The 16,885-nt window shown below is 63.6% G+C and carries 19 protein-coding genes; 10 read left to right on the top strand and 9 right to left on the bottom strand.

From position 1 onward, the window contains the following. Positions 1-36: 36 nt before the first annotated feature. The 3 genes from BFN03_RS20685 to BFN03_RS18170 all read right to left on the bottom strand — a co-directional run bounded on the left by BFN03_RS20685 (position 37) and on the right by BFN03_RS18170 (position 2,924). The gene (locus tag BFN03_RS20685; protein ID WP_198163292.1) at positions 37-522 is read right to left on the bottom strand and encodes a hypothetical protein; all 486 of its coding nucleotides are present in this window, start codon (positions 520-522) and stop codon (positions 37-39) included. A 154-nt stretch (positions 523-676) separates the two neighbouring features. Continuing rightward, positions 677-1,975, bottom strand: a complete 1,299-nt coding sequence (locus tag BFN03_RS18165) for an MFS transporter (protein WP_070380180.1) — start codon at positions 1,973-1,975, stop codon at positions 677-679. A gap of 10 nt (positions 1,976-1,985) precedes the next feature. Then, on the bottom strand, positions 1,986-2,924 hold the full coding sequence (locus tag BFN03_RS18170; RefSeq protein ID WP_070380181.1) for an NAD-dependent epimerase/dehydratase family protein: 939 nt from the start codon (positions 2,922-2,924) through the stop codon (positions 1,986-1,988). Between the two features lie 145 nt (positions 2,925-3,069). Between BFN03_RS18170 and BFN03_RS18175 the strand changes: the two genes are divergently transcribed. From BFN03_RS18175 to BFN03_RS20505, 3 genes are all read left to right on the top strand, one after another. Next, complete coding sequence (locus tag BFN03_RS18175; protein ID WP_070380182.1) at positions 3,070-3,768, top strand: TetR/AcrR family transcriptional regulator; 699 nt, start codon at positions 3,070-3,072, stop codon at positions 3,766-3,768. 57 nt (positions 3,769-3,825) lie between these two features. Further along, entirely contained in the window at positions 3,826-4,431 is a 606-nt protein-coding gene (locus BFN03_RS18180; protein ID WP_070380183.1) for a YqgE/AlgH family protein, read from the top strand. A 91-nt stretch (positions 4,432-4,522) separates the two neighbouring features. Next, complete coding sequence (locus BFN03_RS20505) at positions 4,523-4,699, top strand: hypothetical protein (RefSeq protein ID WP_198163293.1); 177 nt, start codon at positions 4,523-4,525, stop codon at positions 4,697-4,699. Here the strand turns inward: BFN03_RS20505 and BFN03_RS18185 are convergent. After that, the gene (locus tag BFN03_RS18185) at positions 4,675-5,460 is read right to left on the bottom strand and encodes a Mut7-C RNAse domain-containing protein (RefSeq protein ID WP_070380184.1); all 786 of its coding nucleotides are present in this window, start codon (positions 5,458-5,460) and stop codon (positions 4,675-4,677) included. The genes BFN03_RS20505 and BFN03_RS18185 overlap by 25 nt on opposite strands. Positions 5,461-5,670: 210 nt before the next feature. On the opposite strand from BFN03_RS18185, the gene BFN03_RS18190 reads away from it, so the two are divergent. From BFN03_RS18190 to BFN03_RS18200, 3 genes are all read left to right on the top strand, one after another. Next, positions 5,671-6,126: a tellurite resistance TerB family protein gene (locus tag BFN03_RS18190; protein WP_070381061.1), complete on the top strand. Its 456-nt coding sequence runs from the start codon at positions 5,671-5,673 to the stop codon at positions 6,124-6,126. Positions 6,127-6,240: 114 nt separating this feature from the next. Beyond that, positions 6,241-6,816 carry a TerD family protein gene (locus BFN03_RS18195; protein WP_070380185.1) on the top strand — a complete coding sequence of 192 codons (576 nt, stop codon included), beginning with the start codon at positions 6,241-6,243 and terminating at the stop codon, positions 6,814-6,816. 179 nt (positions 6,817-6,995) lie between these two features. Next, on the top strand, positions 6,996-8,147 hold the full coding sequence (locus BFN03_RS18200; protein ID WP_070380186.1) for a hypothetical protein: 1,152 nt from the start codon (positions 6,996-6,998) through the stop codon (positions 8,145-8,147). A 29-nt stretch (positions 8,148-8,176) separates the two neighbouring features. On the opposite strand, the gene BFN03_RS18205 is transcribed toward BFN03_RS18200, so the two are convergent. The 4 genes from BFN03_RS18205 to BFN03_RS18220 all read right to left on the bottom strand — a co-directional run bounded on the left by BFN03_RS18205 (position 8,177) and on the right by BFN03_RS18220 (position 11,486). Then, positions 8,177-9,172 carry a bile acid:sodium symporter family protein gene (locus BFN03_RS18205; RefSeq protein WP_070380187.1) on the bottom strand — a complete coding sequence of 332 codons (996 nt, stop codon included), beginning with the start codon at positions 9,170-9,172 and terminating at the stop codon, positions 8,177-8,179. Between the two features lie 107 nt (positions 9,173-9,279). Beyond that, positions 9,280-9,915 carry a hypothetical protein gene (locus tag BFN03_RS18210; RefSeq protein ID WP_070380188.1) on the bottom strand — a complete coding sequence of 212 codons (636 nt, stop codon included), beginning with the start codon at positions 9,913-9,915 and terminating at the stop codon, positions 9,280-9,282. A 158-nt stretch (positions 9,916-10,073) separates the two neighbouring features. Continuing rightward, positions 10,074-11,066 carry a DUF1648 domain-containing protein gene (locus BFN03_RS18215; protein WP_084385684.1) on the bottom strand — a complete coding sequence of 331 codons (993 nt, stop codon included), beginning with the start codon at positions 11,064-11,066 and terminating at the stop codon, positions 10,074-10,076. A gap of 18 nt (positions 11,067-11,084) precedes the next feature. Next, positions 11,085-11,486 carry an SdpI family protein gene (locus tag BFN03_RS18220; RefSeq protein WP_070380189.1) on the bottom strand — a complete coding sequence of 134 codons (402 nt, stop codon included), beginning with the start codon at positions 11,484-11,486 and terminating at the stop codon, positions 11,085-11,087. 117 nt (positions 11,487-11,603) lie between these two features. On the opposite strand from BFN03_RS18220, the gene leuS reads away from it, so the two are divergent. From leuS to BFN03_RS18240, 4 genes are all read left to right on the top strand, one after another. Then, positions 11,604-14,441: a leucine--tRNA ligase gene (gene leuS / locus BFN03_RS18225; RefSeq protein ID WP_070380190.1), complete on the top strand. Its 2,838-nt coding sequence runs from the start codon at positions 11,604-11,606 to the stop codon at positions 14,439-14,441. A 101-nt stretch (positions 14,442-14,542) separates the two neighbouring features. After that, positions 14,543-14,923 carry a nuclear transport factor 2 family protein gene (locus tag BFN03_RS18230; RefSeq protein WP_070380191.1) on the top strand — a complete coding sequence of 127 codons (381 nt, stop codon included), beginning with the start codon at positions 14,543-14,545 and terminating at the stop codon, positions 14,921-14,923. A 168-nt stretch (positions 14,924-15,091) separates the two neighbouring features. Next, on the top strand, positions 15,092-15,658 hold the full coding sequence (locus BFN03_RS18235) for an isochorismatase family protein (protein ID WP_232320340.1): 567 nt from the start codon (positions 15,092-15,094) through the stop codon (positions 15,656-15,658). 65 nt (positions 15,659-15,723) lie between these two features. Continuing rightward, the gene (locus tag BFN03_RS18240) at positions 15,724-16,374 is read left to right on the top strand and encodes a maleylpyruvate isomerase N-terminal domain-containing protein (RefSeq protein ID WP_070380193.1); all 651 of its coding nucleotides are present in this window, start codon (positions 15,724-15,726) and stop codon (positions 16,372-16,374) included. Positions 16,375-16,377: 3 nt separating this feature from the next. Here the strand turns inward: BFN03_RS18240 and BFN03_RS18245 are convergent, their stop codons facing one another. Then, entirely contained in the window at positions 16,378-16,719 is a 342-nt protein-coding gene (locus BFN03_RS18245) for a hypothetical protein (protein ID WP_070380194.1), read from the bottom strand. Between the last annotated feature and the right edge of the window lie 166 nt (positions 16,720-16,885).

Consider the following 16,885-nt stretch of genomic DNA (forward strand, 5'->3'; position numbering starts at 1 on the left):
CGCCGAAACGATCGACGCGCCACGATCCATCGCGTGTCAGGGCATCAAGGAACCCGCGACCATCATCTGAGCGACGGTCGGCAACACTGCCGAACCGACAACAGCGCTACCGATCGCGGGAACGATCAGCTCCGGCGGGAAGGGCGGTGCCGGCGGAGGCGCAGCCGGCGCCACGTACGGCGCCACGTACGGTTCCGGTGCCACCGGCGTCGGGTCGGCCAAGCGGGTCCACGTACCGCAGAAGTCGGAACTGAATGCGAGGTCGGAGCTGTAAATCTGCACGAACTGCCGACCCGAGGCGAAGTCGTTCGCGATGATGTCGTCGAGTTCGCCGGACAGCCCGCTCAGCCGCTCCCAGTAACACCCGTCGCTCCACTGGGATTGATACACACCGGGCTCGATGTGCGTGCCCACCAGGTAGGTGCCCTCGCCGAACGTTGTTGCTGCGGCACCGGCCGTGCCGGTTCCCAAAGCGACCGCGCCGGCCACCGCCGCCGCAACCGCTACACACTTCCGAAACACTTTGTGAATCTCGATTCTGCTCGTAGTAGGTGGGGCCGAACATTGCGACCATCCGACGAGATCGGAATCCATACACGCGCCCCCCGAATTGCCAATCAGGTCTATCACCTCGGTCCGACAAGTCGGACGTTCGGGTTTGCTCGAGCGCCGATACTCAGACTGTCGCGCGCCTGGAATTGAACAGGACGGAGACAAGCCCGAGGCCATAGATCGCGCCACCGGCCAGCACAAGTGGTAGCGATTGGCCGTCCGGGGCGACGACGAGCGAAGCAGCTGCGATCGACGCGACGAAAGCCGCGTTGAAGACGGTGTCTTGGAGCGCGAACACCTGTCCTCGCCGGTCGTCCTCGATCTCTATCTGCATCGCCGCGTCCCCGGTGAGCTTGATGGTCTGCCCCGCGAAGCCGAGGAGGAACGCACCGCCGAGCAGCGACACCTGGGTGAGTATCGCGACAAAAGTCAATTGCACCACGATGGCGAGGATCAATCCTCCGATGATGGTGCGGGACCGTCCGATACGCGGAACCAAGAAGGGAGTGGTTATCGCCGCCAGGAGCATGCCGGCCGCAGTGGCTCCGACGGCGACACCGAAACCTGCCAGCCCATCGGGCAGCGGGCTGACGGTGGTCGTGTCGCGCAGCACCAGCACCATGATCAACGTGTTGATGCCGAAGACGATACGGTGCGCGCCGATTCCGATCATGGCTGTGGTGACACCGGGCGAATGCCACACGGCCATCAATCCGGTCCGTAGGCCGGCGGCGATTGCGCGGACGGCGCCAGGTGCGGGTTTCTCATCCGCGTGTGGGCCGAGGAGGCGATGGTGGAAGCGGGAGGCCGCGAGTGCCCCCACCATGGATCCGGAGGCGGATGCCGCCACGGCGATCGACGTACCGCGGTTGTCCGAGCCCAGGACCTCGATGATCGCCACCGAGGTCGCGGCCCCGAGCGAGGTGATCACGGAACCGGTAGTGGCGAGTACCGAATTGGTCGCGACCAGCCAGGACCGATGCACCACCCGGGGCAACGCCGCCGAGGCACCCGCCAGCACGAAACGGCTCACTCCGATGGCGGCGAGGGCGAGCAGCAGGAGCGGAGTGTCGCCGGCCCCGGATCCCAGTAGGACGGCGGTCACCAGGATCAGCAGTCCGCGCAGCACATTCGCCCACAGCAGCACGCTCCGTCGATCCCAGCGGTCCAGGAGCGCGCCCGCGTACGGTCCGATCACCGAGTACGGGAGAAGCAGGACTGCGAAGCCGGCGGCGATGGCCAGAGGATCGGTCTCACGCTCGGGGTTGAAGAGGATCGCCCCACCGAGCGCGGCTTGAAACATCCCGTCGCCGAATTGGCTGGCGAAGCGCACGGTCGCGAGACGGGCCAGCCCGGGTGACCGTCGCAGTGTGTAGACGACGCGGCGCCATGCCTGACGCCGAGCCCCGAGCTTTTTCGCCATTCGCAAGACCCTATCCGGCGGCGCTGACCCTTGCCTGCCACCAGGCGACGGTGTCTTCGGCGGCCCGGGCCAGCGGCGTCGGACGTAGATCGAGCCGGGCCTCGCTCTCGGCGGAGTCCATGACGAAGGGTTCCTCGAACTGGTACAGCATCTCCGCGAGTTCCCGGGTGCCGCGGTGGATGAGACCCCCGGCGCGGAACACCCAACCCGGCAGCCCGCTCACCTTCGGTGCCGGGACGCCGGCGGCGTCGGCAAAAGCCTCCACCAACTGTCGTTGCGTGACGGCTGGGGCCGTCGGCGCGTGAAGCACCGAGTTCCACAGTGCCCGGTCGTGTGCAGCGGTGATCATGGCGTCGGCGAGATCTGGAACGTAGGTGAACGAGTGGGGTTGATCGGCGCAGCCGAGCACCCGCATCGTCTTGCCGGCGAGGACCGCGGGGACCATGCGTTCTCCGGCGTGAGCATTCATCACGTGCGGCCCGAAGAAATCAGAGGCGACCACGCTCACGGTCGGGGTTGTCGATGCGGCGCGCGCCTGTAGGAGCCGTGTACGGACGCCACGCTTGCCGGTGGTGGCATTGCGTGGGGTGTGCTCGGTTATCGGCTGTTCGGAGGCGTCATAGGAGTAGAGGCTTTCGGGAAAGACCACGACGGCCCCAACGACGCCGGCGGCCTCGAGCACTCTCTGCTCGGCCGCAGGGAGTTCACGTTCCCAGGCCGCGGCTTCGTAGGCGGCGTGAACGCAGTGATACACCGCGACGGCGCCGTCGAGCGCCTCGCGAAGCGCCGCGGCATCGTTGATATCCACCTTCCGGCGCTCGATCAGGGGGTGATCCGGTCCGCTTCCGGAGCGGGTGAGCACACGTACTCGTCTCCCCTGCTGCGCGAGTTGCGAAGCGATGGTCCAACCGACGGGCCCTGCCCCGGTGACGATCTCGATATCCGACATTCTCTACTCCCCGCTGCTCGAGTTAGCTTCTAGTCAATTTCGAGAGCACTGCTCTCGAAACCAAGAGTGCACGGTTCTTGTCACAAAGTCAAGAGCAGTGCTCTCTTTTGTTGACACCGCTCTCCATGCTTGCCAGGCTGGAGTCATGCCACGAACAACCCCGCGGGAACGGGCCCGTGAACAGACACTGCAAGACATCACCCGGATCGGCCGTGAACATCTGGCGGCTGTCGGTGCGGCCGCGCTGTCGCTGAGGGCGGTCGCGCGGGATCTCGGCGTGGTGTCGTCCGCCGTGTACCGGTACGTCGGCAGCCGCGACGAGTTGCTGACGTTGCTCGTCGTCGACGGGTACAACGAACTCGGCGAAGAGGTCGAGGCGGCTGTGGCATCCGCGGAGGATCCGCGCGAGCGATTCCTCGCCCTCGGCCGCGCGGTGCGCGAGTGGGCGCTGCGCGAACCGGCTCGCTACGGGTTGCTGTTCGGAAGTCCCGTTCCCGGTTATCACGCGCCTGGCGAGCAGACCATGACCCCGGGGACGCGGGTGGTCGTCGCTCTCGTCGGTATCTTCGGCGACGCCTACGCGAGTGGAAAACTATCGGCAAACATTGTGAGCCCGATCGGGGACGAACTGTCAGAAGATTTCGCTCGCATCCGTGGAGAAATTGGGCTCGAAGTACCAGATCACTTGCTCGCCCGAGGGGTGTTGGTCTGGACGGCACTGTTCGGGGCGGTCAACTTCGAGGTCTTCGGGCAATACGGCAGTGACACGTACACCCGGCCCGGCGAGTTGTTCGAGCACCACCTTGCAGTGCTGGCGGAGACGGCGGGATTTCCGCCCGAGTGATGGCCGCGGGCCGCGTCCTGCGTCCCACATGGTCGTGGTCGGTGGGATGATGTTCTGGTGGCGCATGGAGAAGAACCAGAGGACCGAACGGCGTCGACGGAACCGGTGGTCCGGCCCGGCAGCCTGTTGGTCTCGTCGACAGATCTCGTCGAACCGGCATTCCGTCGCACAGTGATCTACGTGATCGAACACAATGACGCCGGCAGCCTTGGCGTGGTCATCAACCGCCCCAGTGAAACCGCAGTCCACGACGTACTTCCGCAGTGGTCTGCGCTAGCTGCGCCTCCAGGCGTCCTGTATGTGGGCGGCCCGGTCAAGCGGGACGCAGCGCTGTGCCTGGCGACGTTGCGCACGGGTGCGCAGGCCTCTGGTGTCCCGGGGCTACGCCGTGTGCACGGTCGCGTAGTGATGGTGGATCTCGATTCCGATCCCGAGACCATCGCGCCGCTCGTGGAGGGAGTCCGGATTTTTGCCGGCTACTCGGGCTGGACCTACGGTCAACTCGATTCCGAACTGCAACGCGAGGATTGGATCGTGGTTTCGGCCCTCGCGTCGGACGTAGTCGCGCCGGCACGCGTGGACGTGTGGGCCCAGGTGCTCCGCCGTCAGCCCCTACCCCTCGCCATTCTCGCCACACACCCGGTTGACGTCGAGCGCAATTAGCCGACCGACACGCCCCGTCACATCCCCGTGGCGTCGGACGCCGGTGGTATCAACAGGATGCGGATACCAAGAGGTGAGGAGGGCGGCGCACATGCTCGATGCCTGCCACGGAACGCTGATCATGCATGAGCTCTATCCCGCCGAGTGCACGGACGAAACGTGTGACGAGTTGTCCGAGGTCCGGCACGCGCTGATCATCGGCTGCGACGAGCTCGACGATTGCGGTTGCCGAGGCGAACGCCCTCAGGAACTGCCTCGCGCTTCCTGAACATCAAGCGCAAACTGCACCCCGATCTCCGCCGCGAGCCACTGACGCAACCGCGGAAGGTGGCTGCCCGGCCAATACAGCTGGTCGCAATCGCGACAGCGCGTGAAATCGTGCGCGTATTGCGCGACGCTCGGCGGCGCCGCGTCGAGTCCCACTTCCCGCGGAACCGGTTCGAGGAGGCCGTTGCATCGTGCGCACCTGGTGAAGGGTGCGATCTGAGATTCAAGATCGAAGCGGTCCAGCATTTCTCGTAGCTGATGACGCGGGTTCGTTTCGTGTACGAAGGCACCGTGTGTGAGCGCCGATCGTTTGAGCAGTCCCGTATCCCGCGTCAGGACTATGCGGTGCTCGGCCAGGGAGATGTTCACCAGATCGATGTCGGCGAAGTCGTTGCGGTAGCGGGTGTCGAAACCGAGCAGTCGTAGGTAGCCGGCGAGGCGGCCGAGGTGCACGTCCAGCACGAACCTCGGTTGCCGCAGGGGCCGGGGCCTCAGCACGGTCACGTCAGTGAGGTCGAAACGCTCGAACATCGGATACACGGCGACACGTTCGCCGCCGCGAAGCAGGTGGGTGAAACCGACCGACACCCCGTCGACGAGGATCAGATCGACCTCGGTGTGTGGCACCCCCAGCGCCTCGATCCGGTCCTTGACCGAGGGTGTGCCGTCGAAGTCGTGCTCGAAGGTCTGCTGTCGGAGCACAGGCGGCAAGAAGTCGTTCAACTCCTCGTAGAAGCGGAACTCACAACGGCTCAGCGGCATCGCAGATCACCTCGGGTGGCCCCGAGTCTATCGCCGGGCGGCGCGAATGTGACCTGCGAGATTCGTCCCCAACCCCGACGAGAGGGCACCCGGTATCAGTTCCTACAGTGGAACGTCCCGCGCACCCGCGTGTCCACTGTGCATCACAGGTCTCTGCCGATGCCGGCACCGACTCGCATGCGCCAACCAATGCCGAAACAGGAGGACCACATGGGTTTCTGGGATCAACTCAAAGCCAAGACGCAGGAGTTGAACGGGCAACTCCAGGTGAAGACTGCGCAGTTCAAGAACAAGGAGTTCGCCAATGGTGCCATGGCGATGTGCGCGCTCATCGCGGCCGCCGACGGCCGCATCGATCCTTCCGAACGGCAGAAGACGGCCGCTCTGATCATGTCCAACGAAGCACTCAAAGTGTTTGCACCGGATGAGCTTAGGCAGAAGTTCGACTGGTTTTGCGACAAGCTCCAGGGCGACTACGATTTCGGCAAGGTGGAGGCCACCGCAACGATTGGCAGGCTGAAGGCGAAGCCCGAGCAGGCACGCGCCGTGATCCAGGTCGGCATCATCATCGGCGGCGCCGACGGTGATTTCGACGCCGACGAGAAGATGGCGGTCAAACAAGCGTGCTTTGCCGTGGGTATCGACCCCGGCGAGTTCGACCTTTGAGTCGACCGTCGGGCACCGGTCGCTCGGATTCTGTTCAGCGGCAGGAGTTGAAGTTCCATAGCGCCGCCTGAACGGTGACTTCCACGCACAGCAACAAGTCAAGGAGGACGAATCATGGGCGTAAGCCTGACAAAGGGTGGAAATATCTCGTTGACGAAGGAGGCCCCCGGGTTGACCGCGGTCGCCGTCGGTCTCGGCTGGGATCTTCGCACCACGACTGGGCAGGACTTCGACCTCGACGCTTCCGCCATCGCGGTGGGCGCCGACAAGAAGGTCGTATCCCCCAAGCACTTCGTGTTCTACAACAATCTCGAGTCGCCAGAGGGTGCGATCAAGCACACCGGCGATAACCTGACCGGTGAGGGAGAAGGCGACGACGAGGTCATCAAGGTCGACCTCACGGCCGTACCGGCGAACATCGAGTCCATCGTGTTCCCCGTGGCAATCTACGACGCCGATAGTCGCTCGCAGTCGTTCGGCCAGGTCAGCAACGCGTTCATCCGCGTCGTCAATCAGGCCGATAACTCGGAACTCGCGCGCTACGACCTGTCGGAGGATGCCTCCACCGAAACCGCGATGGTGTTCGGCGAGCTCTACCGCCACGGATCGGACTGGAAGTTCCGCGCGATCGGCCAGGGCTACGCATCGGGTCTAGCGGGCATCGCCCGCGACTACGGCGTCAACGCCTAGACCTACATCCCTTCACGGCGGCGCGCTGATCAGGATCGGCTGCGCCGCCGTTGGCGGATCAGTCGCCGTGGCGCCGCCCTGCATGTGATCCCGCAGCACGGTCCGCCTCGGATGGTGCGAGCCGCTCGGGTATTGCCAGCAGCTTGGGTAGAAACCGACAAAGGATGGTCTGACCGGACATGGCAGGTAGCAAAAGCGGAGCGGGCCGGGCCATCGGGCTCGCGGCGACGTTGGCCGTTGTGGCCTCGTGTACGACGACCGAAGACCCCGAAGACCATGGCTATCAGCTCACCAAGCTGCCCCCGGCAGCTGTCGGCGCGGTGTCTGTGGGACCGGCGCTCCCCGAAGCGGTCGACGATCGGGATTGGACCACGGTGTTCTTCTTCGACGAGGACGGAACCAACCTCGGACGGGTTGAGGGAAATGCCATCCACGGCAACCACATTCTGGTATCTGATCGCGGAATCGTTTCGGCTTCCTCGCGTGCGGTGACCACGCTCACTGATACCTCACGGACCGATACCCCGATGGGACACGAAACGATCGTCCGAGCCGCAGTGAACCAACCTGCAAGCGGTGCTTCGACGATTTGGTTCGACAACGGAACCGGCACCAGTTTCGTTTCGATCGACGCTGACGACGGCCCTACGTCGAGCACCGTGCCCGGTGTTGTGCAGACGTCGGCCTACTGCGGGAACCGGAGCTTCGCCGTCGTCGACGAATCTGTCGTCGGCACGGAAGGCGACCCGATCCAACACGGGCTCTACGAGATTCTGTCGGACGGGCGGCCTGTCGTGCGGGCGCAATGGGAGCATCCGGCCGAGTTCCGACCAGCGGTCGTCACGTCGGCGTGCTCAGGCGACGGACAGACAATTCTTGCCCTCTACCAGCGCACTGAGACGGACGATCGCACCCTGGGTTTGGTGCGGATCACCGTATCCGATGGCTCTCGATCCGAAACAGAACTCGAGATGCCGCGCGGCGAATCGAATGTCCGATCGGGTACCTCGGTGGCTGTCGATGATCGGCTCTACTGGATCAGTTCGGAAGGAAACGTGCTGTCCGCTGTTGTAGAAGGATCGCCGATCGTCACGCAGGAATGGGTGATTCCCGATGGCGACGAGATCGTCGCATCGGTGCACGGAACGACCGTTGCAGTGATCAGCTACCGCGGCGTCCCCACATTCTCCGAGTACGACCTTCGCACCGGTGAGCGGACGAGGGGGCCAATCGAGTTGCCCTGGCTCGATGACATCATCGGATCGGACACTGAGGCCGGGGGGAATTTCTACTCGATCTCCCATGCCGTCGGGTTGCCGGCGGGTCTCTAGTAGCCCACTACCTACACGGGCCCGGCAGTCTATCGCCGACCTGCCGCGCGAGACCGCAGAGAATCACCTCTGGCGTATCTCTGTGCGAGCGCCGCACACACGATCAGCTGAATCTGGTGGAAGATCATCAGCGGCAGCACGATCAGGCCCACCGGTTGATCTGCGAACAGGACGCTGGCCATCGCGAGACCTGCCGCGAGGCTCTTCTTCGATCCGCAGAAGACGATGACGATCCGGTCGGGGAGGCTGAATCCCAGCGCACGGCCGGTGAGGGCCGTGATCGCGAGAACTGCCGCGAGGAGTACGACACACACGACCACCACACCGACCACCTGTGAGGGTGAGACGGTGCTCCAGATTCCTTCACTCATGCTTGTGCTGAATGCCCAGAAGACAATCAGGAATATCGAGCCGCGATCGACGAACCTGGTGGGCTCTCGGTATTTCTGGAACCAGTCGATGACCAACGGCCGGAGCAACTGCCCAGCGAAGAATGGCACCAGTAGTTGGAGCACGATGTCCACGATCGACGTCAGGGTGATGCCGGCGCCGCCGTCCGCGCTCATCAGCAGGATCACCAGAGCCGGTGTCAGGAACACACCGAGGAGGTTGGACACCGATGCGCTCACGATTGCGCCGGCTACGTTGCCCTTCGCGATCGATGTGAACGCGATCGACGTCTGAACCGTCGAGGGAACCAGGCACAGGTAGAGAACGCCGGTGTATAGGTCCTCGCTGAGCACTCCCGGAACCAGCACGCCGAACCCGAGGCCGATCAGCGGAAAGAGTATGAAGGTCGCGGCCAACACGACGGAATGAAGCCGCCAGTGCTGCAACCCGCGCAGCGCCTCCGTTGGTGACAGGCGCACACCGTAGAGCAGGAACAGTATGCCGATCGCGATCCGGGTGGCCCAGTCGAGGACCGTCTGGCCACTGCCCGAGACGGGAAAGATGCTCCCCAGAATCGCCGCGGCGAGGACTCCCAGAATGAATCCGTCGATGTAGAACCGGCTGAGGAACTTCACCGTGCCAAGAATAGAGCGAAGCGGCCGTGCCGGTTCATCAACGCGGCCGACTCAGGGCGAGGCGGCGGGCAGGGTTTTCCGCCGCCCACCGCCTCTCGGATACAGCTCTATGCGGGTTTGTCTTCCGTCCACTTCGCGCAGTTGTCCGACGTTGTGAATGTGGTGTCGGTGTCCTTGATGATCACAATCGATGCAACGTTGTCTGCGGAGGTGGAGCCGTTTGCAGTACCGTCGGCGTCCGCAAGGGTCCATTCGCAACCCGCATCGCTGACGCTGTGGTAGGTGCCCGGCTTGATCTGACCCTCTTCCTCACCGATGGTGTACTCACCTTTTCCGGCGGGAATGGTCTCGGCCATCATCTGCCGCAGGCTCTCCGTGTTCAACATGATGCCGGAGGATGAGAACGACGTCGGCACGGGCGGCGCATCGTTCAACCACTCCCACTCGCAGTCGGCTGTCGTGTTGAACGACTCGTCGGTGGGTTCGATGATCACAAACGAGCTGTTGCCCTGGGCGACTACGACGTCGTCCTCTTCGGTCTCGCCGGCTACCGTGCGCGACCACTCGCAGTTCTGGCCCTCCGCGGTTTTGTACATGCCAGGGGTCATCTGGCCTTCATCGGTGCCAACCTCAGAGACGTTGTCCAACTCAGAGACATTGTCCAACTCCTGCGCATAGGCGACCCCGCCTGAGAGTAGGGCCAACGACGCCACTGCGGCGATCCCGATTGCTGTCCTGCGCATGCCACTCCATCACTAGATCGTTGTCGCGGTGCCTCATCGGCGGTGATCAGGAGAGCAGGCTACATCAATGTGGCGACAGAAAGTGACCCGAAATTCCCCGGAGTGTTGTGATGGTCAACACACTTACCCCGTAGTGAATGCCGCCTCGAGGCGTCAAGCTACGATCCAGCAACTCGATCATGCTCGAGCCGGAATCGCCTGTCGGCGAGCGAATTCAAGGCGCCTGCCAGATGATCGGCGCGGGCGCTCGTGACCGTCAACCGATCACCGCAGGCCGTCGTGACGATCACGGCCGGACCGGTTTTCGTCACGACACCGAAGTTGCGTGGGCTCTTCACCGTGAATCCCCAACCACCGAAGTCGTCGAACGGCTTGATCCGGTCGACGCGCGCCCCCTCGATTTCATCGATGCCATACCGCAGTGCGGTCATCCCCATGTTCACGACACTGATGCCGGACTGATCGACCACCACCCGGAATCGCACTCGGCTCACGATCAGCAACCCGAGAGGAATCAACACGCCTAGCGGCCACCACCCGTCGGCAAGTGCGCTCACGGCGACGGCCGGGGTGATCCCGAGCAGAACGAGCAACACCAATGAGCCGACGGTGCCGAAACCAATCGTGTCGGCGACCGTGCCCGGGTGGGCGGTTCGCGGCAACTGGGGTTCGGGCGGCTGGGTTGCCAGGACTCGGCGCCGGTAGTCGCGTAGCAGTGCTGCGCCTGCCATCCCGATTGCGGCGCCGATCACGACGCCGAGTCCGAGTGACCAGAAGGGAAGTTCGGTGTCTGCGGCATCCCGGACATCGAGTTGGATGCTCAGCATCACCACCTGAACCGTCAGGATCACGCCGACTACGGACAGTCCGATGACGAGCATCATGCGCCGCATCATCAGTGTCGCCGGGGCAAGAGCCGCGATTACAGAACATCCGCCGCCGAGGAGAACTGTCATCAGGGCGAACGTCCATGCACTCGAGGTCGGTGTGGCGAAGCCGTTCGGTGACGTAGTGGTCCAATGGGTCGCGATCTCGGCAGGCAGGCGCGGCTCCCATGCCTTCGTCAGGATCACGCCGGACAGCGCCGCGAGCACCGGCAGGACGAGGCCGAAGAGTGCTCCGGCAGGGTCGACGATGCGGGTGTGGTTCACCGGGCGGCCGTGGGCCGATCAGGACGGCTGGCAGACAGCCTTCAGTGAGCAGGCACCGCAGGAACTCCCGCAGTCGCCGGTGTCAGGGGCGGGCACAGCCGCTGCGGCGCGCGCACCGAGGGTTCCGCCAGTCGCCGCGGTGAGCGCCGCGGCAACGATGCTCAGCAGAAGGGCGCCGATTCCGACGACTCCCCCGACCAGGATTCCGGCGATTCCACCGATAGTGAGGAGTCCAGCAGCGGCAAGCAGTGTGGGGCCGGCCACCTTGTTGGCCAGCGCAAAGGTCTGATCGTCGCGCATCGTTTCAGGGGTGCGGACACCAGCCCACCGGTTGCGCGGGAGACGCTCCGTCAGGCCTGCCACGGCGATACCGGAGACCGCGACGGCGAACACGAACAGCACGACGGAGACAATCAACACCCGACCAGGATACGGCGCATCCGGATGCGCCGGTGAACCTGGGTAGTGTGACGCTCTACCCTGGGTAACGGGTATCCCCTCGTCCAAGAATGATCAGCCAAGTAGGTAGCGACCACAGTGACCGAGCAAGTGCAGTCCGTCAACCCGTCCGATGCGATCCCGCAGCACCGGTATACCGCGGAGCTCGCCGGCCAGATCGAGCAGCGCTGGCAGGACCGGTGGAGCGCCGAGGGCACGTTCAACGCGCCCAACCCGGTGGGGCCGCTAGCGGGTGAGGTACCCGCCGACAAGCTGTTCGTCCAGGACATGTTCCCGTACCCGTCAGGGACGGGACTGCATGTGGGCCATCCGCTCGGCTATATCGCAACCGACGTGTTCGCTCGCTATCACCGCATGCAAGGCCACAACGTGCTGCACACCCTCGGGTACGACGCGTTCGGCTTGCCTGCCGAGCAGTACGCGGTGCAGACGGGTACCCACCCGCGGACGACGACAGAGGCCAACATCGGCAACATGAAGCGACAGTTGCGTCGCCTCGGACTCGGCCACGACGAGCGTCGTACGTTCGCGACCACGGATGTCGACTACTACCACTGGACGCAGTGGATTTTCCTGCAGATCCACGACGCCTGGTTCGACAAGGAGGCAGGTAAGGCCCGACGGATCTCGGAGCTGGAGGCTGAATTCGCTTCTGGTGAACGCGCGCTGGAGGACGGCCGCGACTGGGAGTCGTTGCAGGCTACCGAGAAGGAATCCATCCTGGACTCGTATCGCCTTGTCTATCACTCTGATTCGATGGTCAACTGGTGTCCCGGCCTCGGTACCGTGCTGGCCAACGAAGAAGTCACCGCAGACGGCCGTAGTGACCGTGGAAACTACCCGGTGTTCCGTAAGCACTTGCAGCAGTGGATGATGCGGATCACCGCGTACTCGGATCGGCTCGTTGACGACCTGGAGCACCTGGACTGGCCCGAGAAGGTCAAGACCATGCAGCGCAATTGGATCGGACGCTCGCACGGTGCTCAGGTGCGCTTCACCGCCGACGGCCATGACGTCGAGGTCTTCACCACGCGCCCGGACACCCTGTTCGGCGCCACCTACGTGACGCTGGCGCCGGAACACGATCTGGTGGATCAACTCGTCGCCGAGCAATGGCCCGAAGGAGTGGACGCCCGCTGGACCGGTGGCGCGGCAACTCCTGTGGAAGCTGTTGCAGCCTATCGTAAGTCGATTTCCGCCAAGTCCGATCTCGAGCGTCAGGAGAACAAGGAGAAGACGGGCGTTTTCCTCGGCGCCTACGCCGTCAACCCGGTCAATGGGCACAAGTTGCCGGTGTTCGTCGCCGACTACGTCCTCACGGGTTACGGCACCGGTGCGATCATGGCGGTCCCCGGGCACGATCACCGCGACTGGGAGTTTGCCACCGAGTTCGGTCTGGACATCGTCGAGGTCATTTCCGGCGGCGACATCACGAAGGACGCGTACGTCGGCGACGGCACGCTGGTCAACTCGGAATTCTTGAATGGCATGACCGTCGCCGACGCGAAGAAGGCCGTCACCGAGCGGCTCGAAGTCGACGGCAACGGCAAGGGCACCATCCAATACAAGCTGCGCGACTGGCTGTTCGCGCGCCAGCGGTACTGGGGTGAGCCTTTCCCGATCGTCTACGACGCCGACGGTGTCGCGCATGCCCTTCCGGAATCTGCTCTTCCCGTGGGACTTCCAGAGGTAGAGGACTACGCGCCGGTCTCCTTCGACCCCGACGACTCGTCTTCGGAGCCCTCTCCCCCGCTGGCGAAGGCGGTCGACTGGGTGAACGTCGAACTGGATCTCGGTGACGGGCTGCAGACCTATCGCCGCGACACCAACGTGATGCCGCAGTGGGCCGGCAGCTCGTGGTACCAGCTGCGCTACATCGATCCGACCAACCGGGAAGTGTTCTGCGACAAGGAGAACGAACGATACTGGACCGGTCCTCGTCCGGAGATTCACGGACCGAACGATCCTGGTGGCGTCGACCTGTACGTCGGCGGCGTCGAGCACGCGGTGCTACACCTTCTCTACGCGCGGTTCTGGCACAAGGTGCTCTTCGACTTGGGTTACGTCAGTTCCAGTGAGCCGTACCGCCGTCTCTACAACCAGGGCTACATCCAGGCCTACGCCTACACCGACGCTCGCGGCGTGCATGTCCCGGCCGAAGAGGTGGAGGAGAAGGACGGGAGGTTCTTCTATCAGGGCGAGCAGGTCATCCGCGAGTACGGGAAGATGGGCAAGAGCCTCAAGAACTCCGTGTCGCCGGACGAGATCTTCGAGGAATACGGCGCGGACACGCTCCGCGTCTACGAGATGTCGATGGGGCCGCTCGACACTTCGCGCCCATGGGCGACCAAGGACGTCGTCGGTGCGCAGCGCTTCCTGCAACGTGTCTGGCGACTGGTTGTCGACGAGGAGTCCGGCGCACTGCGCGTCACCGGCGATGACCCGACGGAGGAGACGCTGCGTGCGCTGAACAAGGCGATCGCCGGCGTGAGCGAGGACTACACGGCTCTTCGAGACAATACGGCTGCCGCCAAGCTGATTGAATACACCAACCACCTCACCAAGGCGTACCCCGACGGCGCTCCGCGCTCTGCGGTGGAACCGCTGGTGCTCATGCTGGCACCGCTGGCCCCGCATCTCGCGGAGGAGTTGTGGTCACGGCTCGGGCACCAGAAGTCGCTGGCGCACGGACCTTTCCCGGTGGCAGACGAGAAGTGGCTGGTGGAAGACAGCGTCGAATACCCGATCCAGGTCAACGGAAAGGTCCGCAGCCGAATGACCGTAACTGCGGATGCCGCCCGTGAAGAGATCGAGAAGATCGCCCTCGCGGACGAGAAGATCGTCTCACTGCTGGACGGAAAGGATCCGCGCAAGGTGATCGTCGTGCCGGGGAAGATGGTCAACGTCGTCCTCTAGATCATCGCGCGTCGCGCGTGCGTAAGTGACTCCCGATTGGTGCGATGCTGCGCTACCCTCGGTCGAATAGAACACGTTCTATTCGACCGAGGGGTAACGCCATGGCACCGTCCGCAGAAGATATCCGCAAGACCGTCGAAAGCTATGTAGAGACGGTGGCAACGGGGACCGTCGACGACATACTTGCGCTGTTCGCCGAAGGCGCGACCGTGGAGGATCCGGTCGGCACGGAACCGAGGACCACGGTGGACTCTCTGCGTGAGTTCTACAGTGTGCTGGAACCGATGAAGCAGACGGGTGAGCTCCGAACGCTGAGGATCGCGGGCAACTCGGCTGCGTTCCATTTCTCCTTGGTCACCGATCTTGGCGAGCAGAAGTTCGAGATCGCGCCGATCGACGTGATGACCTTCGACGACGACGGGAAGATCACGTCCATGAAGGCCTACTGGGGTCAGGATGACATGGTCACGCTCGCTGACTGATTGCTGGTCTAGGCCGACTCCGAAGTGAAGTCTGATGACAGCGCACACCGAAGGAGCCGCACCGTGCACGATCAGAATCGGCATTGGGGTCGGTCAACCGAAAATATCTACGACAGAGCAGGGTTCGGAAGGCCGACTCGAAGGGGCAAGAGCCCGGCAGTTGTTGTCGTGGACCTCACCCGCGGCTTCACCGAACCCGGTTTCCCGTCCGGTTCGGATCTGACGGACGTCGTTCTTGCGACTGCACAACTGTGTGAGGCTGCGCGCAAGAACGAAGTGCCGATCGTTTATACGAAGGTCGAGTACACCTCAGCGGAGCTGGAGGGGGGTTCGATCGCCTGGATGCACAAGGCTCCGGGACTGCGGGAGTTGCGGCAAGGCACGGAGGCGGTGGCGTTCGATCCCCGGTTGGCGGTGACCCCCGCCGACCACATCATTTGCAAGAAAGGCGTTTCGGCCTTCTTCGGCACGCCCCTCGCGTCGTTGCTTACCGGACTCCGTCGCGACACCGTCATCGTGTGCGGAGCCACCACCAGCGGCTGTGTTCGGGCAACGGTAGTCGATGCCGTGCAGTCGGGATTCTGTGCTCTCGTTCCCCGAGAGTGTGTCGGTGACCGCGCCGAAGGTCCGCACGAAGCGAACTTGTTCGACATCAACGCCAAGTACGGCGACGTCCTCGACCTGTCCGACACACTGGACTATCTTGCAGCGGCACAGCCTGGTGCGAGTCGATAGGAGCGATTGACAGCGCTCGCGAGACTCGGTAGTCGAGTCACTCGAGCGCGCCTACGATCGTCTGCGTGACCTCGCTGCACGCCGAATTGCCCTATCAAGAGTTGCTCGATGCCGTCGAGGAATCGCAGGTGAGGGTCGAGGCGAGCCTGGAGGTTCTGACGGACGGTCAGGCGTTGGAGCCTTCAATGCTGCCGGGATGGAGCCGCGGGCATGTGATCACGCACCTTGCCAGGAACGCGGATGCGCTCAATCGATTCGCCATCGGGGTCATCACGGGTGAGAGCGCACCGGAGATGTATCCGGGTGGTCCGGCCGCACGCGGCGCGGCAATCGAAGAGGGGGCGGGACGCCCGGCGGAGCTACTCGCAGCCGATTTTCGATTCGCGGGCCGACGGGTGCTCGATTCCCTGCGGCTGATTTCCGAGGACCGTTTCGAGATACTGGTGAATTGGCGCAAATCCGTCAGCGCTCGAGATATTCCGGTGCTGCGTTGGCGGGAACTCGAGATCCACCATGTCGACCTCGGCCTGGACTACACGGCAGCCGATTGGCCGTGGGCGTTCGTGGAACACACGTTGCGAACGGAGCTGCATGAGTTGAGCGCACTCCACCCAGACGTATCGGTGCCGGATCTACCGCGCGCCGAGTTGCTGGCCTGGCTGGTCGGACGCCCCACGCGGGCGGGCCTTCCGCCGGCGCCCGCGTGGCCGTTCTGAGTGTCAGGCGTATTCGGCCGTTTCGAACGTAGTGAGGTTGTCCAAGGCATCCCAGACGGCTGTGTAGCGATGGCGAGTCACCTCGTCGACATCGGAGAGCAGAGCGTCGAAGAGCGACTTCGGGCTGCGTTCCCACGACCGGACCAAAGCCTCGACGTCGTGGCGAGTGAACAGACCGGACCGCGCAGCCGCCTCGATCCACTCGTCGAAGTCGCCGGCGTGGATGCGCTCGACGGTTCCGAAGTCGACCCCGCCGTCGCCGAGATCAAGGGTAAACAGCGAGGCAAAGATTTCATCGCCGTCGGCGATGAGAGTGTCTCCGAGGGGATGCTCTGCGGTATTCATCGTGCCTATTCCTCCTAAAGAGCCTGGTAGAAGGCCCGACTCACGCCTGCGCCTGGATTACGAGTTGAACTCGAATAAATAACGAGTTGAACTCGAAGGCGACTGATGAACAAGAGTGTAGGACTTTTCTTCCTCTTTAAGCTGTGACATATATCACACGGATTTC

The organism is Rhodococcus sp. WMMA185, assembly GCF_001767395.1.
Lineage (GTDB): Bacteria > Actinomycetota > Actinomycetes > Mycobacteriales > Mycobacteriaceae > Rhodococcus_F.